Raw genomic sequence first — 23,208 nt, 5'->3', positions numbered from 1 at the left:
ATCGGTCTTAATCCGGTATCATTAAAAGATTTTTCAGCCCTGGATGAATGAGCCATGCGTATTCTGATGATCTCGGACGTCTATTTTCCGCGGGTGACCGGGGTTTCAACCTCGATCCAGACCTTTGCGCGCGAGTTTGGCACCAAAGGTCACCAGGTCACCCTGATCGCGCCCGAGTATGGCACCGCGGCCCCCGAAGACTTCGAGATCATCCGTATCCCCTCGCGGTATCTGCCCATCGACCCCGAGGACCGTATACTCAAGCCTTTGCGGATTCGCCAGCTCACCGAGCGTCTGCGGGGATATGCCTTCGATCTCGTCCATATTCAGACACCCTTCGTCGCCCATTACACTGGGCTGGCCATGGCTCGTCGGCTCGGGCTGCCCGTGATCGAGAGCTATCACACCTTTTTCGAGCAATATCTCCATCATTATCTCCCCTGGCTGCCGGCACACTGGATGCGCAACGCGGCGCGCCATTTTTCGGCAGCTCAGTGCAATAAGGTCGATGCCCTTGTCGTGCCTTCCCAGGCGATGCTCGATATATTGCGGGCCTATGGTATCCGCACGCCGGCTGAAGTCATCCCTACCGGCATCGATCTGCAACAGTTCAGTCAGGGGGATGGCCAGCGTTTTCGGGCGCTGCATGGGATCCCGCCCGAGCGTCCGGTGCTGGTCTTGGTCAGTCGCCTGGCCTTCGAGAAAAACATCGACTTCATCCTGCGCGCCTTGGTACGGATCAAGCGCGAGGTTCCGGATGTCTTGCTCGTGATCGCTGGCGAGGGCCCGGCGCGGCGCGAGCTTGAACAGCTCAGCATCCAGCTCGGACTTGGCGATAACACCCTGTTTCTGGGCTACCTCAATCGCGATGGGAGCCTAGAGAATTGCTACCGCGCGGGGGCAGCCTTTCTCTTTGCCTCGCGCACCGAGACCCAGGGATTGGTATTGCTCGAGGCCATGGCGCTCGGGGTGCCCGTGGTCTCGACGGCGATCATGGGGACCAAGGAGGTCCTCGGCGACGGCAGAGGTGCACTCATCGCCGAGGATGATGAGGTCGACTTCGCTGCCAAGGCGGTGCGCCTGCTCACCGACCCTGAGTTGCGGGCACGTCTCTCGTGCGAAGCGGTGGCCCATGCCCATGAGTGGTCGGCCCCCGTGCTGGCCGACCGGCTATTGGCCTTTTATGAGAGGACGATTCAGGCCCGCAAATCGATCAAATGATCCAGGCGATCGACCGAGGACTGTAAGACCTTGGCCGATGCCTCGACCTGACGCACATTGAGACTCTGATCGATCAAGGGCGCGCTGATATCGCGTACTGATGACCCCTCGATCTGCTTGATGCTGGCGATCTCGCTGGCGTTCTGACGCACCCCTTCCATGCCGCGCTGCATCCCCATCCAACCTGCTTGACCGACAATACCCGTGATCATCTTTTTCTCCTCCCCTGCACAAGTATCTACCCTATGGACATTGTAGGCGTTCACCGGCCATTTGGGCCAGAACGGGTTCATACAATCTTTATATCGGGCATGTGGTGGCAACGCTCTGTGGACATGTGGCCCTGTGCCTACCGCCTCCTGGCAATGCCCAAACCCCGGCAGGCGACTATTGATTGCCCTACCCAATCCGGCATAGGGAAACGGCCAGGGGGTGCGATATGCCTGTCCGTACCCATTAATTGATCCGAAACCAATGAACTTATATTACGCGGCATCATGGAGCTTGGGATGCTGGAAGTAGCGCATGATGCGTTGGGGGGAATTGAGAAGGCGGCGCAGGTGGCTGACGGTCGCCTTCTTCAGATCGCCCTTGGCGCGGGAGGGCGCCTGCGCGCACATGAGCTTGCGTATCTGGGCGTCCTGCTCCGCCAACAGCGCCCGCTTCTCACCCACCTTGCACCCACCCCCCTTTCCCTTGGGCCCCTTCGCGCCCATAGCGTTTGCAGATGTCGAACACCCCTGCGCCCAACAATCCCCTCTGCGCGCCTATCGCTTCATACGTCCAGCCACGCCGCCGCTCTTCGCGCGCCGCAAACGACAGCAATCTCATGTCTCGTCTTTCCATGCCCACGACATCAGGACAGCTCACTCAATTTCAAAAGCATGTGTTTCTTATCAATTAAGTGGAACATCTGGCAACCAAGCTCTCTTGGGAAGAGATCGAACGTAGCTCATTGCACGGCCTATGGCTGGCCGCACGCGATTTCGCCCTTGCTGCTCGGGAATATTTCTGCTATGTCCTATTCATCGTGCGCATAGTGCTATGTCATATGCAAGCGAGGTTGCATAAATCGTTCACAGTCACTGACATGGCGAGGGGCTGTTCACAGTGGGTGAAGTCTGGTCATATCCTGACTTTTGCGCAGGAGTCAGGATGGAGCGGAAGATGTTATGAGATGAGCGGTGGGCACGCATTGAGCAGCTGTTACCGGGGAAGAAGAGCGATCCGGGTTGCACAGCGAGGGACAACCGGCGCGTTGTCGAAGCCGTGCTCTGGATCATGCGCACCGGCTGTCTGTGGCGCGATTTGCCAGCCGAGCTGGGCCACTGGCACCGGACATATGTGCGTTTCTCGCGCTGGCGCGAGAAAGGTGTTTGGGAGCGCGTGGCCGCCGCACTGCAAGGCGATGCCGACATGGAGCATCTGTTCATCGACTCGACCATCGTGCGCGCCCACTCACATTCTGCTGGCGCCCCAAAAAAGCGGGCCAACAGGAAATCGGTCGCTTGCGGGGCGGGTTGACGACCAAACTGCACGTTGCGGTGGATGCCTTGGGCAATCCGCTGCGCGTCATTCTCTCGGCAGGGCAGGTCGCCGACATCGAGCAGGCCGCGGCGTTGATCCAGGACCAACCGACCGAGTGCGTCATTGCCGACAAGGGTTACGACTCGGATGCCCTTGTCGAAACGGTGACCGCACAGGGCAGCCAGGCGGTCATCCCCCCACGCTCCAACCGACTCAATCCGCGCTCGTTCAACCGGCATCTCTACAAAAACCGCAATCTGATCAAGCGCTTCTTCTGTCGCATCCAGCAATTCAGACGCATCGCCACGCGCTACGACAAGCTCGCCTCGTCTTCCCTGTCGTTCGTTTATCTGGCTTGCACCATCGCCTGATTGACTTGATTGAGAATACACCCTAAATCAACGATGACTGAAAAATATCGCGGAGCCAATCCTAGCATTACAAACTGTGCGTGATAGTGGATAATTTTCCACATAGAAAGCACGATAATGAGCACAGGCAAGGCTGCACGCACGCATTGCCAATGTCCGAGCGGACTTCACACATAAGCTCACGACCCGGCTCTGCCGCGAAAACCAAGGGGTGGTGATTGAGGATTTGAACGTCAAGGGCATGCTGGCGAACGAACGGCTTGCCCGCGCCATCAGCGACCTGGGCTTTGGCATGTTCTGCTTGCAGATGGAATACAAGGGGAAATGCTACGGCGTCTGGTTGGTTTTAGCTGATCGCTGGGATCCGAGCAGCCGCCTGTGTTCGGTCTGTGGTTGGGAGAATGAGATGTTGGCGTTGAAGGATCGGGAATGGACGTGTCCTCAATGCGGCACGCGCCATGATCGGGACATCAATGCCGCGCTCAATCTCAAACGGCTGGCAACCGCAACTGCCCTACCCGTGGCGAGTCCGTCCGGTAACGGCGGAGCTACAGCAGAGAGGGTCTCTGCCGTAGTCGGGAAAGTCACGCCTGTCAGAGACAAATGCGCTCCGCATTCGGGGCAGGAAGAGCACAGTGCGCCTGTTTGCGCACTGTCTTGAGAGCAGGATATAACGCGCGAGATGCGCAATCGTCTCTGCGGCTATCAGATCAACCAGCAGATTCCAGTATTGGGCAAAGGTTTGATGAAGCCCTGTCTTGAAAGGATTGGTCAATATCTCCAAACCCATCCAAATAGACCGCCAAGATTACAAACGACCCATTAGCAATCCAGACAGTCACCCGAATCAATGCCTGCATGATCGCTATGCTGCGACAGGCAAGGGATGATGGCATGCTGGGAACTTTCAATAAACATCTGAGATTAAGCCCTTTGCCGCTGGTATATCTTGAAAGGGGATGCTGCCGTCACACTGCTGAACCTATTCGGACGCGCTGGTGTCCGGTCGATTGAATTGACTGGATTACGGATGGCGCTGGAATGACATGGACCCCTGATCCCAATGCGCAGACAATGCACCGACATCGATGTTTTGGTCATCGGCGGCGGGGCGGCGGCGCTGGCTGCGGCGATCGAGGCCAGGCGCATCGGCTGCTCGGTGCTGCTTGCAGAGCGCGCCCCCTGCCATCTGCGCGGCGGCAATACCCGCCATGCCCGCAACCTGCGTTTGGCGCATCTCGCCCCTACCCCCTTTTCGCCCGGCGCCTATCCGCCCGCGACCTTTTGGTCCGAGCTTCAGCGCGCCACCCAAAACACTGCCGATCCGCTTCTGGGGCAGCGCTTGGTCGAGGGCTCGTTGGCCATCGCCGATTGGCTGCAAGGCGCAGGCGTCCCTTTGCAGCCGATCGCTGGGCATCGCCTGCCCGAGTCGCAACGCACAGTCTTTTTGTTGGGTGGCGGAAAGACCCTGGTCCAGCGGCTCTATGCCCATGCCAAGCATCTGGGGATCGAGATCCGTTATGAGACCGAGGTCACCGACCCCCTGCTCACCGGCGGGCGCCTGCTCGAGGTCTGCTGCCGCAAGGCTGAGTACAAGCAGCTGCGACCGCGCGCGGTCATCGCCTGTTGCGGCGGGGCTCAGGCCAATCGCGCTTGGTTGGCTCGACATTGGGGGGAGGCAGCCGATGGGTTCATCAATCGCGGCAGCCCATGGGTCACCGGTGAGTTCTTGGCGGCGCTCTTGGAGCAGGGGGCACAGGCGGTCGGCGATCCCCGCGGGGCCTATCTGGTCGCGGTCGATGGCCGCTCGCCTGCAGACGACGGGGGGATCGTCACCCGCATCCGCGGCATCCCTGAGGGGATCGTAGTCGATCAAGAGGGCCGGCGGCGTGAAGACGAAGGAGGCGATACCGCCTCGACCCGCTATGCCCTCTGGGGAAGGCGGCTAGCCGATTGGCCGAGGCAGATCGGTTATCTGCTCCTGGATGCGCGGGGGCTGCGCGCCGCCCCGCCGGCGCTCTATCCCCCCATCAGCGCCGCGACCCTAGGCGAACTGGCGATACAACTCGGCATCGATCCCGAGGCGCTGAGGCTGACCCTCGATGCCTATCATGCTGCCATCCGTCCGCCACGCGCCCCGGGGGATGACTGGCAGGCGCTGGGGCTTTTGCCCCCCAAGACCCGCCGCGCCTACCCCTTGGTTGAGCCGCCGTTTCATGCCTATCCGCTGCGCCCAGGGATCACCTTCACCGCTCAGGGCCTGGCCGTGGGCCCAGATACCCGGGTGCGCCTGGCAAACGGCGGGGTCGTCGAGAATCTTTTCGCTGCGGGGATGATCATGGCCCCGAATCTCATCCCCCAGGGCTATCTCTCGGGCCTGGCCTTGACCATCGGTCTGGTCTTCGGGCGAATCGCCGGGTCTGAGGCGGCGCGCTATGTCCGTTGCTAAGCCCTTTAGCGAGGCGCAGCGGATGCTTCGCATCTGCGCCATCTGTAACTATTGCAACGGTTTCTGCCCGGTCTTCGAGGTCAACGTGCATCACCCGCCGACCGCTGCGACGCTCGCTCATCTCGCCCATCTGTGTCACGGGTGCCGCAATTGCTTCTACGCCTGTCAATATGCCCCGCCGCATGTCTTTGCGGTCAATCTCCCGCGCGCCCTGGCCGAGCTACGCCATCAGGTCTATCTCGACCGGGTCTGGCCGCCCGCCGGCCGCTGGCTTTTGGACTATCCGTTCGCTGCGCTCTTGTTGGCCTTGACCAGCGGCTGGCTGTTGGTCCTGCTGGCCATCCTCGTCGGCACCGCCTTTGACCTGGGCGCACCGATGCAGACAGGCTTTTATCGCGTGCTGCCCTGGGGCCTGATGTCCTTGATCGGCGCCCTCCCATTGGCTTGGTCTGGGTTGGCCCTGGCGATCCAATGGGGACGCCATTGGCGCTCGATCCGTCCGCCACAGGCCCGGGGTCTGATGCGTGCCTGGTGGCGGACCCTACCTGCCATCCTAAGCCTCAGTCATCTCAGCGGCGGCGGGGTCGGTTGCAACGATCGGGATGCCGGGTTTTCTCAGGCCAGGCGCAGGTTGCATCAGGCCCTGTTCGCCGGGCTTGCGTTCTGTCTGGCTGCCACCCTGACCGCCGCCTTGTATCACCATGCCTTAGGCCTGAGCGCACCCTATCCGGTCTTGAGCCTGCCGGTGTTCTTCGGAACCGCGGGCGGGGTATTGGTCTGTGCGGCGACCTTAGGTTTCAGCTGGCTGGGGCTGACCGGTGACCCCGAACCCAGGGCGCCCCGCGCATCGCACCTGGACCTCGCCTTCGCTGCCCTGCTTCTGATCGTCGCAGCCAGCGGCTTGGCGCTCCTCCTCGGGCGGGCAAGCGCCTGGATGCCGGGGCTATTGGCGATCCATCTCAGCTCGGTTTGGGCGCTGTTTGCCCTCCTGCCCTATAGCAAATTTCTCCATGCCGGGTATCGGGCTCTGGCCTTGTTGCAGGAATCGCTGACCGAGCACGAGACCCGTGGAGACTGATCCGTTCGCTGCCACAAGATCTGCCCAGCCCACAGATGTTTCTAGATTCTGCCCCGGTTTGCGCCGGAATGGCGAGCGTTGGGATGGCGGGCAGAAGCCAACCCTAGTATTACAAGCTGTGCGTGATAGTGGATAATTTTCCACATAGAAAGCGCGATGATGGGCACAGGCAAGGCGGCGAAGCGGCTTGGCGTCTTGGTCAAGACCTTGCAACGCTGGGAGCGCGAAGGGGGTTTGATCCTGGTGGCGCGAACAGTCGCAAGGCACAAATCCGCGAGTTGATTGGCTTGCGCAGTAAGGTATCAGAGCCAACGCGGATTGATGCCCATGCCCAACCGTTTGCCGATCTTGCCAAGGCCTGGGATCGATTCTTTGCCGATATCAAGGCCGGAAAGAAGGCTCACGCGCTTCAGTTCAAGAAGAAAGGCCGGTGCCACGATAGCTTCTATGTTGCTAACGACAAGTTCCGCGTCTCGGACAAGACCATTTGCCTGCCCAAGAGCGGTGAGGTCGCCATGATCGAGGCGTTGTGCTTCGATGGCAAGATTCTTGGTGCGACCGTTTCGCGTACTGCGGACGCTGGTTCGTCGCCGTTCAGGTTGAAGTGGTCGATGCTGCGTTCTATCTCAGGCGCATGAAACGACTGGTGTTGACCTGGGCGTTGAGGCGGCGGCCAGGCTTTCCAATGGCGAGTCCGTCCGGTAACGGCGGCGCTGTGACAGAGAGGGTCTCTGCTGTAGTCGGGAAAGTCACGCCTGTCAGAGACGAATGCGCTCCGCATTCGGGGCAGGAAGAGCACAGTGCGCCTGTTTGCGCACTTTCTTGAGAGCAGTGATTCGGTGTTACCAGGTGCACACTGCGCCCGGGGCGGTCTGCTGGAGCCCCGGCTTTTAACTGGCTAAAATGGGCCTGCTGCCTGGGCATGGTGGGCCCGTCTAGCCGTTCCCACCCTATGACTCGCCTTGAGCCCCAGCCAACGCGAGGAGAGAGACCATGACTGCCGTCAACCGTTATACATTCGCCCAACGCCTGCTCCACTGGCTGCTGGCGATCCTGATCTTCGGGCTGCTCGCCGGTGGATTGACCTTCTGGGCCCTCGGCTATGAGGGATTGGTCAAGCTAGTCGGCGAGCAGATCGCCGGCGACCTCTACATGTATCACAAGAGCTTTGGCATCCTGATCTTGCTCTTGACCTTTCTGCGCCTGTGGCTGCGCTGGCGCCATCCCGCACCGCCCTACGACCCGCCTCTGAGACTGCCTGAGCGCCTGGTGAGCGGTGCCCTGATCCTCGGCCTCTATCTGCTCTCGCTTGCGGTCCCCATCATCGGGGGGCTGGCGACCTCGGCAGAGGGTTATCCCGTCCAGTTCTTCGGCCTGACCCTGCCTGGGCTACTTGCTGAAAACGAGGAACTGGGCGAGGAGCTATTCGATCTGCATGGGCTCGGCGCCCTGATCTTGGGGCTTGCGGTCCTGGTGCACATGGCTGCAGGGATCAAGCATTGGCTTCTCAAAGACGGGATCATGACCCGTATCAGTCTGCCATAGCCCCCAGGGAACCTTTGATCGATTCGGCACACCGGCGAAAGCCGGTGTCCAGTTGACGATGACCTGATTCCGTTTGAGCTTGCGCCGCGATGACGATCAGGGGTCCATTCAGCAGCCCGGGCACCCAGGGGGTGCCAGGCCTAGACCGGCTTCTATCTGTGTCTTACAGCCTGTGAATTTGAGTTGCGCAGTTCGCGCCCTACCGAGTGGGCCATGTCTTATCCCATCCTGATCCTCGGCGGGACCACTGAGGCCTATGAGCTTGCCGACCGCCTGGTCGCTGCGGGGCAACTGCGGGTCATCAGCTCCCTTGCCGGGCGTACCGAAAGCCCTCGCCTGCCTGCAGGGGAGGTGCGCATCGGCGGTTTCGGCGGGGTCGAAGGGCTGGCTGAGTTTCTGCGCATCCAGGCGATCCGCTGTGTGATCGATGCCACCCACCCCTTCGCCGCCCAGATGGGCTGGCATGCCTGGGAGGCCTGCACGCTCTGCGACGTGCCCTTGCTACGCCTCGAGCGCCCGCCTTGGACGCCCGCATCCGGCGACCGTTGGGAAGAGGTCGCAAGTTGGTCAGAGGCAGTCGAGCGCTTGCAGAGGCTCAACGCCAAGCGGATCTTTTTGGCGATCGGGCGCCAAGAGCTCCAACATTTTGCTGGTCTCGATGATCGGTGGTTCTTGATCCGGTTGGTGAGCCCGCCCGATCCCTTGCCCCCCTTCTGCCGGGCCGAGTGGCTCTATGCACGCGGGCCGTTCGACCTTGCTGCTGAGCGGGCCATGCTCGATCGCTACCGGATCGAGGCCATCGTCTGCAAAAACAGCGGCAGCGAGGCGACCGCAGCCAAGCTCATCGCCGCCCGCGAGCGCGCTATCCCCGTGGTGATGCGTAAACGCCCCCCGCGCTCGCCTGAGGTCCAATCAGTCGCAACGGTCGAGGCGGTCTTGGACTGGTTGAGCAGGGTTTCAAAGATGTAGGGTGCGCATCACGCACCCCACGGACAACGGGCCAGCACAAGGTATTACCAGCCGTAGGGTATGCAATGCATACCCTACGAACCCCCATACCACCTCGGCGTATAGACCCATGGAGTGGCGTCTGGGCGGGAGATGAGGCGGGTATGCGATGAGCCGATGATCACCAGGGTGCGCATATCGACCGCCTCGGGATCGAGCGCGGCGAGTGCGGTCACCAAGAGCGACTCATGGCGGCGGCCCACATCGCGCCCGATGACGACCGGTGTGTAGGGGTGGCGATGGGCGCACAGGATCTTGAGCGCCTCGGCGAACTGATGGGGCCTCGCCTTGGACCTGGGGTTATAGAGCGCGATCGTCAGATCGGCAAGGGCAGCATATTCGAGCCGGCGGGCGATGACCGGCCAGGGCTTGAGGTTGTCCGACAGCGACAGGACGCAGAAGTCATGGCCGAGCGGCGCACCGGCGCGCGCGGCCACCGCCTGGGCGGCCGAGATCCCAGGAAGCACCCTCAGCTCCACCTGGTGCCAGACAGGATCTGGCGCCTCATCCAAGACCTCGAACACTGCCGCCGCCATCCCGAAGACCCCGGCATCGCCGGAGGAGACCACCGCCACCTGTCGCCCTTGCGCGGCAAGCTTCAGGGCCAGACGGGCGCGGGCCAGCTCCTCGCGGTTATCCGAGCCGAGCACGCGTTGATCGGAGCGGAAGGGACCGGCGAGCTCGAGATAGGGCCCATAGCCGATGATGTCTTGCGCCTGCTCGATCTCCTCGCGCACCGCCGGGGCCATGAGCTCGGGAGCACCCGGGCCCAGACCCAACACCGCCAGGCGCCCAGTCTGGAGCGCCGGCCTCTGGGAGGCAACATCCGCTGGAGTATGCATTGCGTACTCGGCGGTTTGGCAGGCAACTGAGTTGTCGACCCTACATCCATCCATTGTTTCATCTCCGAGGCATACACCTTGCCAAGGCTTACCCGGGATCAGGATCAGCGAGAAATAGGGCACCGCCTCCGGCCTGACCTCATCAAGCCGACAGACCTGCTCATCCGACATGCTCGCGCGCTCAATATAACGCGCCCGCCCGTCGAGCCCAAGCCGCTCCAAGACCCGTTTGACCTTGGCGAAATGGCTGCCGAGCTTCATGATCGCCGCTGCCTCGACCCCTTGGAGGCGGGCGATCAATGTCTCTTCCGGCAGGGTGGCGGCGAAGACCTGAAACTGCTGATCGCGATAAACCAGGGGGGTACCGGCAGCAGCAGCAGCAGCGAGGATCGAGCAGACCCCGGGCACCACCACCGTCGGATAACGCCCGGCTAGTCGGTCGTGGAGATACATGAACGACCCATAAAAAAATGGATCGCCCTCACAGAGCACAGCGACATCCTGCCCTGCATCCAGATATTCGGCCAAACGCGCCGCCGACCGGTCATAAAAGGCGCGCATCTCGCCCTCATAGTCATAAGGCGGCTGAGGCTTAGGCCCGGTGACCGGATAGATCAAGGGCAGGCGGATCTGCTCCGGCTTGAGATAAGGTAAGACGGTGGTCAGCGCATGGCCGGGGCGCTGCGGTGCGGCATAATAGGCCACCACCTGGGCGCTCTGGAGATAGCGCAGTGCCTTGAGCGTGATCAATTCGGGGTCGCCTGGGCCGACCCCCAGGCCGTAGAGACGTCCGGTCGCCATGTCGATCTAGGGATGATCGCGCCCGAGGGCATTGACCGCGGCTGCAGCCATGGCGCTGCCGCCGCGCCGACCGCGCAGGGCGACAAAGGGCACGCCGCGGCTGTCGGCGATCAGAGCCTCCTTGGACTCGACCGCACCCACGAAACCCACCGGAAAGCCCAGGATCAAGGCGGGCTTGGGCGCACCTTCATCCAGGAGCTCCAAGAGACGAAAGAGGGCGGTCGGGGCATTGCCGATCGCCACCACAGCACCGTCCAGATGGGGGCGCCAGAGCTCGAGCGCTGCCGCCGCTCGCGTGGTCCCCAAGCGCGCTGCAAGCTCGGGCACCTGGGGGTCGTTGAGGGTGCAGAGGATCGGATTGTCAGCCGGCAGCCGGGCGCGGGTGATCCCCTCGGCGACCATCCGGCTGTCGCAGAGCACAGGCGTCCCCTCGGCCAGCGTCTTGCGCCCAGCCGCCCCTGACCCAGGGGTAAAGGCGAGATCCTGGACGATGTCGGTCATCCCACAGGCATGGATCATCCGCACGGCGAGGTCTTGCAGGTCCTCAGGGATGGCGCTGAGGTCGGTCTCGGCGCGGATGATCGCGAAGGATTGACGATAGATATCGTGGGCGTTGCGGTTGTAATCCATCATGGCGGGGCATTAAAACACGCGGGTCTGTCAGGCGCAGCAGGTCTATCTAAAGACGTAAGGTGCGCAATGCGCACCCTAGTTCATTCAATTGTAACCGAAGCGAAGCAATCTGGGACGCAATGATGAATTCCCCTGGATCTCCATCTGCCTGGCTGACCGTCGTCGGGATCAACGAGGATGGGCTGGCGGGTCTTGGCGATGCAGCGCGTGCAGCGATCCGCCAGGCGCGGGTGTTGTTCGGTGGGGGGCGTCACCTCGCCCTGATCCCCGAGCAACCGGACCAGGAGCGGCGCGCCTGGCCGAGCCCCTTCGAGCGCGCCTATGAAGAGGTGCTTGCCCTGCGCGGCCAGCCGGTCTGCGTCCTGGCGAGCGGCGATCCCATGTTCTATGGTGTGGGGGCCAGGCTTGCCGAGCGCCTGCCGATCGAGGAGATGCTCATCCTGCCTGCGCCCTCATCGGTCGCTCTGGCCGCCGCGCGCCTGGGCTGGTCATTGCCCGAGGTGCGGGTCATCCCTGCCCATCGCCAGCCGCTTGCTGGGGTCAGGCTTTATCTAGCGCCAGGGGCGCGCCTGATGGTGTTTTCTGCCGACGGCAAGACCCCGGCACAGCTTGCAGGCCTGTTGGTCGACTCAGGCTATGGTCCAAGCCGCCTGATCGTCTTTGAACACCTCGGCGGCCGAAGCGAGCGCAGGTTGGAAGGAACCGCCGCCGATTGGTCAATCGCCGAATGCGCCGCCCTCAATCTGATCGCGCTCGAGTGCCGGGCAAAGGGCCCAACGCCCTTCCTTTCGCGTCGCTCTGCCCTCCCCGATACCGCCTTTGTCAACGACGGTCAGCTCACCAAACGCCCGATCCGCGCCTTGACCTTGGCCTATCTTGCCCCCGGCCCGGGCGAGTTGCTTTGGGATGTGGGCGCGGGCTGCGGGTCGATCGCAATCGAATGGATGCGCGCCGATGATGGCTGTCAGGCAATCGCCATCGAGCCGGTCGAGAGACGGCGGGCATTCATCGAGCGCAACCGCGAGGCCCTGGGCGTCCCCGGGCTTCAGGTCATCGATGGTTCCGCGCCCGAGGCCCTGGCGGGGCTACCAGCACCGGACGCGATCTTCATCGGCGGAGGTCTGACGACCCCGGGCGTTTTCGAGTCTTGCTGGTCGGCGCTTAAAAACGGCGGACGTCTGGTCACCAATGCGGTGACCCTAGAAAGCGAGGCGAGGCTCTTGGATCTGCATGCGCGCCTTGGCGGTGAACTCATCCGCCTTGCAATCGAACAGGCCGCACCCCTAGGCCGTTTTACTGCCTGGCGACCGGCCATGCCGATCGCGTTGCTATGCCTCCATAATCAACCCTAGGGTGCGTAGTGCGCACCCTAGGGTGACAACGCAGGGCATACGCCCTGAAGTAACGCATTGCGTATCCCACTTCTAACCCCATTATCCGGTGTGATCCGAAATCCACTGGCCACCGGCCCTTGCCGCTGTGACGAGCGACCTTTTAGGCATTACCTACCCAGCTTACGCCTGTCTCAATGGTGAGGACAAGATGAACCCCAAAGAGCTGTGCCTCAGTCTTTCTAACCTCCACTGCGCCTCTTGCGTGGCACGGGTCGAGCGTCTGATCAACGAACAACCAGGGGTTGAGTCCTGTGCCGTGGATCTAGCAAGCGGTCTGGCCCAGGTGCGTCTGGCGCCTAGCTCGCTCGGTCCCTTAATCGAACGCCTGGACGAGGCGGGTTATCCAGCACGCATTGAATCCTTGCTTCTCCAGATCGGGGGCCTGCGCTGCGCTGGCTGCGTCACCCGCCTAGAGAAAAGCCTGCGGGCGCTACCGGGCGTCCTGGAGGTTGCGGTCAATCTCGCCACCGGCTCAGCCGAGATCCGTTATCTGCCGACAAACCTGACTGCCGCGCGAATGATCCACCAGATCCGCACCCTCGGTTATACCGCTGAGCTAACCGAGTCGTCAGAATCCGTCGCAGACCAGGCAGAAGGCGCCGAACAACGGGCGCTCGGAGGCGATCTCTTGCTCGCCGCTGCCCTGAGCCTGCCACTCCTCGCCATCACCATGGGACCGATGATATGGCACAAGCTCGCCGGGGTCATGGAGACTCTGGCGCCTTCTGCAGTCTGGGGTTGGGTTGAGTGTCTGCTCGCTGCGCCTGGGGTGTTTTGGGCAGGCAGGCGTTTTTGGCAGCGGGGGGTCAAGGAGCTGGTCCAAGGGACTCCGGAGATGGACGGCCTGGTGGTCTTGGGGAGCGGTACAGCATTCGGCTATTCGTTATTCGTCTTGATCCTGCCGCAGGCCTTTCCGCCTGGAGCCGCCCATCGCTATTTCGAATCGGCGGCCATGATCATCACCCTGATCCTGCTCGGGCGCCTGCTCGAGGCGCGCGCCAAGGGGCGAGCCGCGGATGCCATCCGCGCCTTGGCAGCGCTCAGGCCCCAATCCGCCCATCTGCTAACCGATGCAGGTGAGACCGAGGTGCCGGTCGATACCCTGATCCCAGGCGATGTGCTCTGGGTGCGCCCAGGCGAGCGCATCCCCGTTGATGGGGTGGTGATCGCGGGTCAGAGTACGCTCGATGAGTCGATGCTCACCGGAGAACCCATGCCGGTTGCCAAGGGCGTGGGCGATTCGCTCTTCGCCGGGACGCTCAATCAAACAGGCGCCCTCAAGTATCGTGTTACTCGCACCGGTGCCGACTCGGTCTTGGGTCAGATCCTTAAGCTTGTCCAGACCGCCCAGGCAAGCAAGCCGCCGATCCAGCGCCTGGCCGATCGCATCGCCTCAGTCTTTGTTCCAGCAGTCTTGGCGATCGCAGCCCTGACCTTGGTCGGCTGGCTGGTCTGGGGACCGGCACTCGATCAGGCAGTGATCGCTGCGGTCAGCGTGCTCGTGATTGCCTGTCCCTGTGCCCTGGGGCTCGCGACCCCGATCGCTATCCTTGTCGCCAGCGGGCGGGCAGCAGAGCTCGGGATTCTCTTGCGCGAGGGCGCCGCGCTCGAGTCGCTTGCGCGCATCGAGACCATTGCCTTTGACAAGACCGGGACCCTCACCCAAGGACGCCCTGAGCTGGTCGGCATCCAGACCTTTGGGATCGATGAGGCGCAGGCGCTTGCGCTTGCCGCCTCGGTCGAGCAGTGCAGCGAACACCCGCTGGCGCGCGCGATCGTGGCCGCCGCGCGCGAGCGCCATCTGACACTCATTGAACCGCAATCCTTTCGGTCCGAACCTGGCTGCGGGATAAGCGCCTCGGTCGATGACCGGGCAATTGCCGTCGGCTCGCCGGCCTGGCTCAAACAGCTCGGCGTCGATCTCGGCGCTGTATCCGCCCAACCATCTGCCCCTACCTCCGCTTCCGATGCGGCACCCGCAGACGGCCAGACGATCAATGCGTTGCCCACCAGCCTGCTCTATCTCGCCCAGGAGCAGCGGCTGCTCGCCTGTTTTGCCTTTTCCGATCCGCTCAAGCCAGAAAGCCAAGAGGCAGTCGCGCGCCTAAAGGCGCAGGGATTGAATGTGGCGCTGCTGACCGGAGACAGTCCAGTAGTCGCCGAGTCGGTCGCCCAGGTGCTGGGGATCGCCGAGGTCCACGCCGGCCTCTTGCCAGCCGATAAAGCCGCTTGGATCGCCCGCCTACAGGCCAAAGGCCGGCGGGTGGCATTCGTTGGGGATGGGATCAATGACGCCCCGGCGCTCGCCCAGGCGGAGGTGGGGATTGCCATCGGCACCGGGACAGACATCGCGATCGAGTCAGGGGAGGTGATCCTGATGCGCGGCGACCCGCGAGGGGTGCCCTCGGCTGTCATACTCGCGCGTCGGACCTTGCGCACCATCCAGGTCAATTTTTTCTGGGCCTATGGCTATAACGTCCTGCTGATCCCAGTGGCCGCCGGGGCCCTCTATCCGCTGACCGGCTGGCTGCTCGATCCCATGCTCGCTGCCGCGGCGATGAGCCTGTCCAGCCTATTCGTAGTCTTCAACAGCCTGCGGCTGCGGTGGTGAGATCTCTCAACCGGGTGGAACTCAGCAGGATACACATTGCGCACCCTTCTTAAGACACCATGAATAGCTCCGCTGCTGTACGTGGCGCTGAAGGAAAATAGAGATGCAGATAGCTCGCGCGGATGGGTCCGCAGTGATAGAAGGGCTCGCCGGGTTGTCCGCCCGCCTGCCGCCTGCCGAAAGACACCGGCGCAAGGGGGGTACGCATCGTCGAGTGATGAAAGCTATGACCGCGCAGCTCGCCTTGTGGCAGCACCAGCGACTGCATCCCCAGTCCCGCTAGCCGCCCCTGCATCTGCCCCTCGCCCGGCAAGAGGCCTATCAGCTCAGCGGTCTGACCCTGATGATCGGTCAGGCGCTCCAGGAGATAGAGCATCCCGCCGCATTCGGCATAGATGGGCCGTCCGGCTCGCGCATGGGCATGTAGGGACTGTTTCATCGCGCGATTGGCTGCAAGTTCAGTGAGATGAAGCTCGGGATAGCCGCCGGGCAGCCAGATGGCATCGGCCTCGATGCACTGATCGGCAAGGGGGGAGAAAAAGATCAGTTCGGCGCCGAGCGCCTGAAGCAACTTCAGGTTTTCGGGATAGATGAAGGCAAAGGCCAGATCGCGCGCCACGGCGATGCGCAGACCTTGCAGGGCCTTCGTTTCCGCTGGCAGAAGGGTCGTACCGCCTGCGGGCTGGGTAGGCGGGACAAAACGGCAGGGTTCGGGCAAGCGGGCGAGCGCAAGGTCCTGTATCTGATCGGCGGCGGCAGCGAGCCGGGCGTCGAGCTCCGGGATCTCGGCGGCCTGTACCAACCCAAGGTGCCGGCTCGGGAGCACCGCCTCCAGACGCGGGATGGGGCCAAGATAAGGCAGCTCGGGGGGCATCCCGGCGGCGATCATCTCGGCATGACGCGCGCTTGCCACCCGATTGGCGGAGATGCCCCAGAACTCAATCCCCTTGGCGGCACCATAGTGCATCAACCCCATGGCAACGGCACCCAGGGTCTGGCCCATGCCGCGGGCATCGATCAAGGCCAGGACAGGGATGCCGAAGGCCGCAGCGAGATCCGCCCCCGAGGGTGCGCCGTCGAAGAGACCCATCGCCCCCTCGATGAGGATCAGGTCCGCCTCACCCGACGCTTCATAGAGCTTGCGCCGACACAGCGCCTCGCCCACCATCCACAGATCCAGAGGCTCGACCGGCGCGCCGCTCGCCCGCTCGAGGATCATGGGGTCCAAAAAATCGGGTCCGGTCTTAAACACCCGCACCCGCCGGCCTTGGCGGCGATGATGACGGGCCAGGGCCGCGACGATCGTGGTCTTGCCCTGACCCGAGGCACAGGCGCCGATGAACAGGGCCGGGCAATGGCGCTCAGCGGTCATGCATCTTTCCCCAGAGGCATCTTGAGGAGGGGTGGTATCTTGGTAAGCGCCGGCCTCTTCCTGGCCTCTTTGTATGCATACCCCAGCATCGTCTACTTCTGCCTCATGATCGAGATCACTATTGGGCTCGGATTCCAACAAGGCATCCGCTGCGAGACGCTCAAACAGTCGATCGAGTCGCTCCTCAAACCCCTTGACCCGGTCGCGGTGTGCTGCCTGGCCAGCCATCTCCAGAAATCCACCGATCCCGTCTTGCGCGAGCTTGCACACATCCAGGGCTGGCCACTGCGTTGTTATCCATCTTCAGCGCTCGCTCAGGTTCCGGTCGCACACCCCTCAACCCGCGTCCACCTGACCCTAGGCACCCCGAGTGTGGCCGAGGCAGCGGCGCTGCTGGCCGCGGCTGAGCTGAGCGCCCGCGGCGAGGGTACCCCCTCGCTCCTCGTCTCCAAACAGGTCTATCGCGACGCTGAGGGCAAGGCCATCACCCTCGCCATCGCCCAAATAGGCCCAAGGGCCATGTAGGGTACGCGGCTGTGACCTCAACCAAACCACAACCCAAGGCGACCAGGCTCGCAGCGATCAGACAGGTCCAAGCTGCGACAAGATCATTATCCCACCTCCGCTGCACCCACTGCTGGCGCCTAAAGGCGCGGCGCATCACCCGCCCGCGCTCCTCCGCCTGCACAAGCCGCTGAAAGGCGCAACGCAACCGCGGCGAGGGCCGATCATACAGCCAGGAGGCAAGGTCTTCTTTCAGACTGGCGAGCGCAGATACCCCCGCCGGTCGACCATGAGGAAAGACAGCTGCATCGGTGAATACCACTAGCCCCAACACAGGCACCCCTAAACCGAGATCGGCGACGGCTTGGATGTGCAGGGCGTTTTGACGCAATGGGTTCTGAAAGAGCCGACGCCGCCGACCTTGGCGCTGACACCAATGGGGATCATCTGCCCGACCCAGGATCAGACCCCGGTAGTGTTTGGTCTCTACCACCAAAAGCCCCTTTGCCGTGAGTGCGACATGATCAATCTGGGTCCATCCCTTACCGAGCGGCAGGATCAGGTCATGCAGCACCGCCGGACACAGGCCTGCGAGCGCCCGTCCCACCAAGCGCTCGCCCCGCTGTCCGGCAAGCCGTCGCCCACAGGCGCGCCGCCAGAAATGCAGGGCCAAGAGCAACAGCACCGCGGGGATCGACCACAAGAGGGGGCGCCAAGCGGTCTGGGACCCGTCTCCCATAGACAACAGGGCGGAGGGTAAACCGAGCTCCTGCATGGCCTACGTCCGTCTCAAGACTCAGGCACCATCACCGCTGCCGCATCCCGACCAGATTACGCACCGGTCGCAGCGGGCGCAGCAGGATCGGCGCCTGCCCTTCCCCTGGATCACAATAAAATCCGGTCGATGAGCCGCCATACGGTCGCACCAAGAATCTTGCCATCGAAGCACAACGCCTCGGTCATGGCGACCTCACCGCTCTTGGGCAGGCGAATGGTCTTGTCCGAGACGCCAAGCCGCTTCGCCGCCTTGCCTGTGCGCATCATCGTGCTTTCTATGTGGAAAATTATCCACTATCACGCACAGTTTGTAATACTAGGGTTGGCTCCCCTTGAAACGCCGGTAGGCGAGATAACGCCCCCAGGCATGTGCCCCAAGTCCCAAGACGGTCAGGGCGATCAGACCCAGCCCCAGGGCATCGAGCAGGGGGCTGCGGCTCATGCCGACGACATAGGATTCATTGAAGATCGCCTGCGACCAGAGGCCGCGGCCTTTGAGATCGTTCTCGGCCCGATAGCGATAGAGGCGATCGAGGAGCCTGGACTCCTTGGCATGACAGTTGACGCAGTCGGTATTGCTGTCCTTGGCGGCGAGTATCTGGTGCGAGACCGGCTGACCCGCCGGGGTCAAAGGGGTGTGACACTCGAGACAGCGCACCGCCGCCCAATGTTTGTCGCGCTTGGGCAGCCACAGATGCGCCCCGCTTCCTGATTTGCGGACCGCTTCATGGCACGACAGGCAGAGCTGGTTATCGGCGCGCACGATCTCGGCGAGCGGCTGACCGATCTGGGCGTTGCGAAAGACATGGGGGTCATGACAACGGTGACAATCGAACCCCTGGGCTTCTGGCGCATCTGAGGTGGCGTGGATGCTGGCGTTGAACTCATCGCGGATGGTCGCGAAGCGATAGTCGCGCTCCGAAAGCCTTTCGTCCTGCTCATGACAGCCGAGACAGCTCAGACGCTGACCCAAAGACTCAGGCGAATGGGGATAGCGGTCGAAGCCCCCCTCATGACAGTCGATACAGGCCGCCGCCCCATGGACCGAGCGGGCAAACCGCTGGGGATCGATAGAGAGATCGATGATCTCCCCCGTCTTCCGGTCGCGATAGGCGAGGGTCTGCATGCGGTGACAGCGCAGACAATCGGCATTGGTAGTCCCCAGCCTCAGTTCAATGCCCGCCTCGCTCTCCCCCATGCCTCCTAATAGGAGGCCCAGTACCGCCCCCAAGTATCTGGCCCTGGTCTTGGCCCAGGGTGACCCCATGATCGACCCCATCGCTTGGTCCTTATGTGCAAGTGTTTACCAGAGTCTAATCCCGCGTTGGGCCAGATCACCGAGATCCATCTGCTCTCAAGACAGTGCGCAAACAGGCGCGCTGTGCTCTTCCTGCCCCGAATGCGGAGCGCATTCGTCTCTGACAGGCGTGACTTTCCCGACTACGGCAGAGACCCTCTCTGCTGTAGCGCCGCCGTTACCGGACGGACTCGCCACGGGTAGGGCAGTTGCGGTTGCCAGCCGTTTGAGATTGAGCGCGGCATTGATGTCCCGATCATGGCGCGTGCCGCATTGAGGACACGTCCATTCCCGATCCTTCAACGCCAACATCTCATTCTCCCAACCACAGACCGAACACAGGCGGCTGCTCGGATCCCAGCGATCAGCTAAAACCAACCAGACGCCGTAGCATTTCCCCTTGTATTCCATCTGCAAGCAGAACATGCCAAAGCCCAGGTCGCTGATGGCGCGGGCAAGCCGTTCGTTCGCCAGCATGCCCTTGACGTTCAAATCCTCAATCACCACCCCTTGGTTTTCGCGGCAGAGCTGGGTCGTGAGCTTATGTGTGAAGTCCGCTCGGACATTGGCAATGCGTGCGTGCAGCCTTGCCAACATCGCAGAGGATTTCCTTCGATTCTTCAAGATCGGAAGCCTTGTGCCTTTTGGCAGTCTGGCACTTGGCGCAAACCCAGCCCCGACCTTGGCCGCCTCAACCTTGCAAGAAAGGCGTCTGCCTCGAATCCTGAGACGACGAAGCGCAGAGGAGATTCAACAGACTCGCCATTGGAAAGCCTGGCCGCCGCCTCAACGCCCAGGTCAACACCAGTCGTTTCATGCACCTGCGATAGAACGCAGCATCGACCACTTCAACCTGAACGGCGACGAACCTGCGATCCGCAGTATGCGAAACGGTCGCACCAAGAATCTTGCCATCGAAGCACAACGCCTCGGTCATGGCGACCTCACCGCTCTTGGGCAGGCAAATGGTCTTGTCCGAGACGCCAAGCCGCTTCGCCGCCTTGCCTGTGCGCATCATCGTGCTTTCTATGTGGAAAATTATCCACTATCACGCACAGTTTGTAATGCTAGGGTTGGCTCCTGGGTGGCACCCAAGAGCCAGTGCCCACGCCAGTCGGTCTCGACAAAGGTCCGCCGCTCGCTCACCCCTCGCGATCGGATGCGCACCGCCCGCCCCGCCTCGACCAGATAGGGGCCGCCCTGAATCAGAGCGTCGATGCCCGGGTACAGCGCAAATGCCTGAAGGCGCATGAGATGGATCCCCCGCGCATCGCCATAGAGCACCCCGCTCAAGGGTTTGCCTGTCTCGATGCGGTTGCTGGCCTGACCCTCGGCGATCACCAGCCCGAGCGGGCAGCCATCGGGGTGAAAAAAACCGCCGTTGACCGCGGCAACGAGCCAGGCGGCGCGCACCTGTTCGCGCCAATCGGCTTTGAGCCCAGGCCCGAGATCGAGCACCGCTAAGCGCGCACGCCGTGAGTCAAACAGTGCGAGATGGATATGCAGTCGCCGACCCTCTGGCGACCCGATGACACGCATCTGATAGGCCACCGGTGCGGTTGACGCAGATTCCGCCGCTCCCTCCAGTGGGCGCCAAAGAGGCGGAGGCGCGCAGACAGCGCCCTGCCACCCCAAAAGGCTAAAAGGCCGCGCCACAAGCCCAAAATCACCCTCTGCAAGACACGCATCGGCCTTCCTCGAAAAACGGGACCACGCACTCCCCCGTACTTCCCCTTGTACCATCGCAACCGCATCCGACCGAACGGGCGGCCCATGCACCTCATGCCAAACCGTCCGAGCACCGGGCGCCTCATGATACCGAAATGCCTACAGGGCCGCAGATGAACCCGCGCCACACTAAAACAAGGATTGCGAGAACAGCGCTCCTGGAGTACCGAGCAATCAGGGCATCTCATGACAAGACCAAGGTAAGACATAGGGCTCGCCCCGATAGCGGCCGATCAGGGCCTCGATGCCATAGACGGCACCCAAGGACTCCGGGCTCAAGACCTCGAGGGCTGGGCCAAACCCGACCGATTGGCCGCGATCGAGGAGCAACAGGCGGTCGCAAAACCGGCTGGTGAGGCTGAGGTCATGGAGGACGATGATGACGGCCTTGCCGCCCTCGGTCTGGGCGCGCAGGAGTGCCATGACCTCGAGCCGATGGCGTGGATCGAGCGCCGCCACTGGCTCATCGGCCAAGAGTACAGGCGCCTCGACCGCAAGCGCCCGCGCCAGACGCACCCGCGCCCGCTCACCGCCCGAGAGTGTCTCGACCGAGCGCGCGCGCAGCGACCAACAATCGGTCGCGCGCATCGCCTCCTCGATCGCCTTCCGGTCCTTCTCGCTCAGGCCATCATCGCCCCACTGCCAACCGCGGCGATAGGGCCTGCGCCCGAGGGCCACCAGGTCATAGGCGGCGAGCGGCCAAGAGACCCGATCGGCCTGGGCGAGATAAGACAGATGTCTGGCACGCACCTCGGGCGCAAGGCGATCCAAAGGCTCATCCCCCAGCCAGATCCTGCCGCGATAGGGTAAAAGCTGGGCGATGGCCTTAAGCAAGGTGCTCTTACCTGCGCCATTGGGTCCGATGATCCCGATGCATTCTCCGGCCTCGATCGTACAGGACAGGGGATGGAGCACGACCCGCCGGCCGAGTGAAACCTCTACCCCCTCCAGCCTGAGGGGCATAGGGTGCGCGCTGTATAGACTGCTGGCAGTAGGCACCTAGCCCATCCCCCATGATTCCCTGCGCCCGCGCAGGATCAGCCCCAAGAAAAAGGGCGCGCCGATCAGGGCGGTGATGACCCCAAGCATGGGTTCGCGCGCCGTCGGCGCCAGACGCGCCGCAAGATCCGCTGCCAGCACCAACCCCACCCCCCCCAGGGCGCTGACCGGCAGCAAGGCCCCAGGGCGAAAGCCGACCCAAGGACGCAAGAGGTGGGGGACGACCAGGCCGACGAAGCCGATGACGCCGGTCACGGCAACGGTCGAACCGATGCACAGAGCCGACCCCAACACCACCCGCACCCGCAATCCCCTGAGATCCAACCCCAGGGTCTGGGCCTCATCCTCCCCCAGGGCTAAAAGGTCCAGCGCTGGCGCACAGCTCAACAGCAATCCCAATCCCAAACAGACGAAGGGCAGACAGAGCCACACCTCGGCGAGACCCTTGTCTGCTAGAGACCCCAAGAGCCAGAGCACGATGTCCTGGGCATCTGTGGGATGGGGCGCAAAATTGAGCGCAAGCGAGGTCAGGGCACCGGCGAGTGAAGACAGCGCGACCCCCGCAAGGACCAGGGTAAGATGATCGGCGCCGGTGCGGGTTAGGCCCCATAACAATAGGGTCGCGCTCAAGGCAAAGAGCATGGCCGAAGCCGGTAAGACCCAAGGGCTCAAGAGGGTCAGGCCGAAATACAGGGTCAAGACCGCACCCAGGCTGGCGCTCGCCGAGATCCCCAAGATCCCTGGCTCGGCAAGCGGGTTGCGCAACAGACCTTGTAAGGCCGCGCCCGACATCCCGAGCGCCGCCCCCACCAGCCAGGCCAGCATGACCCGCGGCAGGCGCAGCTCGCACACGATCAGTTGATGGCCATCGGGTCCAGTACCGATCAGCCCCCCCAGGACCTCCCCTGGCCCAAGACCTACCGGCCCAAGACCGAGCCCAATCAGGCTGAGCATCAGACACAAGGCCCCAAGGAGTGGATAAGGACTGAACATGATCTCAGGGTTTTAGGGAAAGTCTGAAACAACCATCGCTCCACTGCCAGCGCGCGGT

Annotated in this window: 24 protein-coding genes and 1 pseudogene; 11 read left to right on the top strand and 14 right to left on the bottom strand. The window is 62.7% G+C overall.

Features of this window, described 5'->3' with window-relative positions:
* Nucleotides 1–54: 54 nt before the first annotated feature.
* Nucleotides 55–1,221: a glycosyltransferase gene (locus GWK36_RS05975; RefSeq protein WP_166270367.1), complete on the top strand. Its 1,167-nt coding sequence runs from the start codon at nt 55–57 to the stop codon at nt 1,219–1,221.
* Here GWK36_RS05975 and GWK36_RS05970 read toward each other — a convergent pair.
* From GWK36_RS05970 to GWK36_RS05960, 3 genes are all read right to left on the bottom strand, one after another.
* The gene (locus tag GWK36_RS05970) at nt 1,197–1,433 is read right to left on the bottom strand and encodes a hypothetical protein (RefSeq protein WP_166270366.1); all 237 of its coding nucleotides are present in this window, start codon (nt 1,431–1,433) and stop codon (nt 1,197–1,199) included. The genes GWK36_RS05975 and GWK36_RS05970 overlap by 25 nt on opposite strands.
* 273 nt (nt 1,434–1,706) lie before the next feature.
* Nucleotides 1,707–1,895 carry a hypothetical protein gene (locus GWK36_RS05965; protein WP_166270365.1) on the bottom strand — a complete coding sequence of 63 codons (189 nt, stop codon included), beginning with the start codon at nt 1,893–1,895 and terminating at the stop codon, nt 1,707–1,709.
* The gene (locus GWK36_RS05960; protein ID WP_166270364.1) at nt 1,888–2,052 is read right to left on the bottom strand and encodes a hypothetical protein; all 165 of its coding nucleotides are present in this window, start codon (nt 2,050–2,052) and stop codon (nt 1,888–1,890) included. Before GWK36_RS05960 ends, GWK36_RS05965 begins: the two co-directional genes overlap by 8 nt.
* Nucleotides 2,053–2,415: 363 nt before the next feature.
* Between GWK36_RS05960 and GWK36_RS05955 the strand changes: the two are divergent.
* The 7 genes and pseudogenes from GWK36_RS05955 (at nt 2,416) to GWK36_RS05920 (ending at nt 9,160) form a co-directional block, all read left to right on the top strand.
* Nucleotides 2,416–3,119 (top strand): annotated as a pseudogene (locus tag GWK36_RS05955) (IS5 family transposase).
* Nucleotides 3,120–3,252: 133 nt separating this feature from the next.
* On the top strand, nt 3,253–3,780 hold the full coding sequence (locus GWK36_RS05950; protein WP_210756912.1) for an RNA-guided endonuclease InsQ/TnpB family protein: 528 nt from the start codon (nt 3,253–3,255) through the stop codon (nt 3,778–3,780).
* 402 nt (nt 3,781–4,182) lie between these two features.
* Entirely contained in the window at nt 4,183–5,568 is a 1,386-nt protein-coding gene (gene tcuA / locus GWK36_RS05945) for an FAD-dependent tricarballylate dehydrogenase TcuA (protein ID WP_166270363.1), read from the top strand.
* Nucleotides 5,555–6,646 (top strand): tricarballylate utilization 4Fe-4S protein TcuB, encoded by a 1,092-nt coding sequence (tcuB, locus tag GWK36_RS05940; protein ID WP_166270362.1) that lies wholly within the window; start codon nt 5,555–5,557, stop codon nt 6,644–6,646. Before tcuA ends, tcuB begins: the two co-directional genes overlap by 14 nt.
* 128 nt (nt 6,647–6,774) lie before the next feature.
* A complete protein-coding gene (locus tag GWK36_RS05930; RefSeq protein ID WP_246237727.1) occupies nt 6,775–7,284 on the top strand; it encodes a hypothetical protein in 510 nt (169 codons plus the stop codon).
* A gap of 355 nt (nt 7,285–7,639) precedes the next feature.
* Nucleotides 7,640–8,191, top strand: a complete 552-nt coding sequence (locus GWK36_RS05925; protein WP_166270360.1) for a cytochrome b — start codon at nt 7,640–7,642, stop codon at nt 8,189–8,191.
* A 213-nt stretch (nt 8,192–8,404) separates the two neighbouring features.
* Nucleotides 8,405–9,160, top strand: a complete 756-nt coding sequence (locus GWK36_RS05920; RefSeq protein ID WP_166270359.1) for a cobalt-precorrin-6A reductase — start codon at nt 8,405–8,407, stop codon at nt 9,158–9,160.
* 74 nt (nt 9,161–9,234) lie between these two features.
* Here GWK36_RS05920 and GWK36_RS05915 read toward each other — a convergent pair whose 3' ends face one another.
* Both GWK36_RS05915 and GWK36_RS05910 read right to left on the bottom strand, forming a co-directional pair.
* A complete protein-coding gene (locus GWK36_RS05915; protein WP_166270358.1) occupies nt 9,235–10,842 on the bottom strand; it encodes a precorrin-2 C(20)-methyltransferase in 1,608 nt (535 codons plus the stop codon).
* 6 nt (nt 10,843–10,848) lie between these two features.
* Nucleotides 10,849–11,475, bottom strand: a complete 627-nt coding sequence (locus GWK36_RS05910) for a precorrin-8X methylmutase (RefSeq protein WP_166270357.1) — start codon at nt 11,473–11,475, stop codon at nt 10,849–10,851.
* A gap of 119 nt (nt 11,476–11,594) precedes the next feature.
* Here GWK36_RS05910 and cbiE point away from each other — a divergent pair, with 119 nt between their 5' ends.
* A complete protein-coding gene (gene cbiE / locus GWK36_RS05905; protein ID WP_246237725.1) occupies nt 11,595–12,827 on the top strand; it encodes a precorrin-6y C5,15-methyltransferase (decarboxylating) subunit CbiE in 1,233 nt (410 codons plus the stop codon).
* A gap of 190 nt (nt 12,828–13,017) precedes the next feature.
* Entirely contained in the window at nt 13,018–15,480 is a 2,463-nt protein-coding gene (locus GWK36_RS05900; RefSeq protein WP_166270356.1) for a heavy metal translocating P-type ATPase, read from the top strand.
* A 49-nt stretch (nt 15,481–15,529) separates the two neighbouring features.
* Here the strand turns inward: GWK36_RS05900 and GWK36_RS05895 are convergent, their stop codons facing one another.
* Nucleotides 15,530–16,852 carry a cobyrinic acid a,c-diamide synthase CobB gene (locus GWK36_RS05895; RefSeq protein WP_166270355.1) on the bottom strand — a complete coding sequence of 441 codons (1,323 nt, stop codon included), beginning with the start codon at nt 16,850–16,852 and terminating at the stop codon, nt 15,530–15,532.
* Nucleotides 16,853–16,957: 105 nt separating this feature from the next.
* Here GWK36_RS05895 and GWK36_RS05890 point away from each other — a divergent pair, with 105 nt between their 5' ends.
* Nucleotides 16,958–17,377 (top strand): cobalamin biosynthesis protein, encoded by a 420-nt coding sequence (locus tag GWK36_RS05890; RefSeq protein WP_166270354.1) that lies wholly within the window; start codon nt 16,958–16,960, stop codon nt 17,375–17,377.
* Here GWK36_RS05890 and GWK36_RS05885 read toward each other — a convergent pair.
* The 8 genes from GWK36_RS05885 to GWK36_RS05855 form a co-directional block, all read right to left on the bottom strand.
* Nucleotides 17,337–18,059, bottom strand: a complete 723-nt coding sequence (locus tag GWK36_RS05885) for a nuclease-related domain-containing protein (protein ID WP_166270353.1) — start codon at nt 18,057–18,059, stop codon at nt 17,337–17,339. The two genes, GWK36_RS05890 and GWK36_RS05885, sit on opposite strands and share 41 nt — an antisense overlap.
* Nucleotides 18,060–18,241: 182 nt before the next feature.
* Nucleotides 18,242–18,400 (bottom strand): hypothetical protein, encoded by a 159-nt coding sequence (locus tag GWK36_RS05880; RefSeq protein ID WP_166270352.1) that lies wholly within the window; start codon nt 18,398–18,400, stop codon nt 18,242–18,244.
* Nucleotides 18,401–18,449: 49 nt separating this feature from the next.
* The gene (locus GWK36_RS05875; protein WP_246237723.1) at nt 18,450–19,331 is read right to left on the bottom strand and encodes a cytochrome c3 family protein; all 882 of its coding nucleotides are present in this window, start codon (nt 19,329–19,331) and stop codon (nt 18,450–18,452) included.
* A 156-nt stretch (nt 19,332–19,487) separates the two neighbouring features.
* The gene (locus tag GWK36_RS14860; RefSeq protein WP_246237798.1) at nt 19,488–20,153 is read right to left on the bottom strand and encodes an RNA-guided endonuclease InsQ/TnpB family protein; all 666 of its coding nucleotides are present in this window, start codon (nt 20,151–20,153) and stop codon (nt 19,488–19,490) included.
* Nucleotides 20,122–20,448 (bottom strand): hypothetical protein, encoded by a 327-nt coding sequence (locus GWK36_RS14855; protein WP_210756871.1) that lies wholly within the window; start codon nt 20,446–20,448, stop codon nt 20,122–20,124. Before GWK36_RS14855 ends, GWK36_RS14860 begins: the two co-directional genes overlap by 32 nt.
* A 20-nt stretch (nt 20,449–20,468) precedes the next feature.
* Nucleotides 20,469–20,969 (bottom strand): phosphodiester glycosidase family protein, encoded by a 501-nt coding sequence (locus tag GWK36_RS05865; protein WP_166270350.1) that lies wholly within the window; start codon nt 20,967–20,969, stop codon nt 20,469–20,471.
* Nucleotides 20,970–21,332: 363 nt separating this feature from the next.
* Entirely contained in the window at nt 21,333–22,121 is a 789-nt protein-coding gene (locus tag GWK36_RS05860) for an ABC transporter ATP-binding protein (protein ID WP_166270349.1), read from the bottom strand.
* A 36-nt stretch (nt 22,122–22,157) separates the two neighbouring features.
* Complete coding sequence (locus GWK36_RS05855) at nt 22,158–23,150, bottom strand: FecCD family ABC transporter permease (protein WP_166270348.1); 993 nt, start codon at nt 23,148–23,150, stop codon at nt 22,158–22,160.
* Nucleotides 23,151–23,208 lie beyond the last annotated feature (58 nt).

The organism is Caldichromatium japonicum (assembly GCF_011290485.1).
Classification (GTDB): domain Bacteria; phylum Pseudomonadota; class Gammaproteobacteria; order Chromatiales; family Chromatiaceae; genus Thermochromatium; species Thermochromatium japonicum.
The sequence above is the reverse complement of the archived record's forward strand: the minus strand, read 5'-3'. Positions and strand labels throughout refer to the sequence as shown.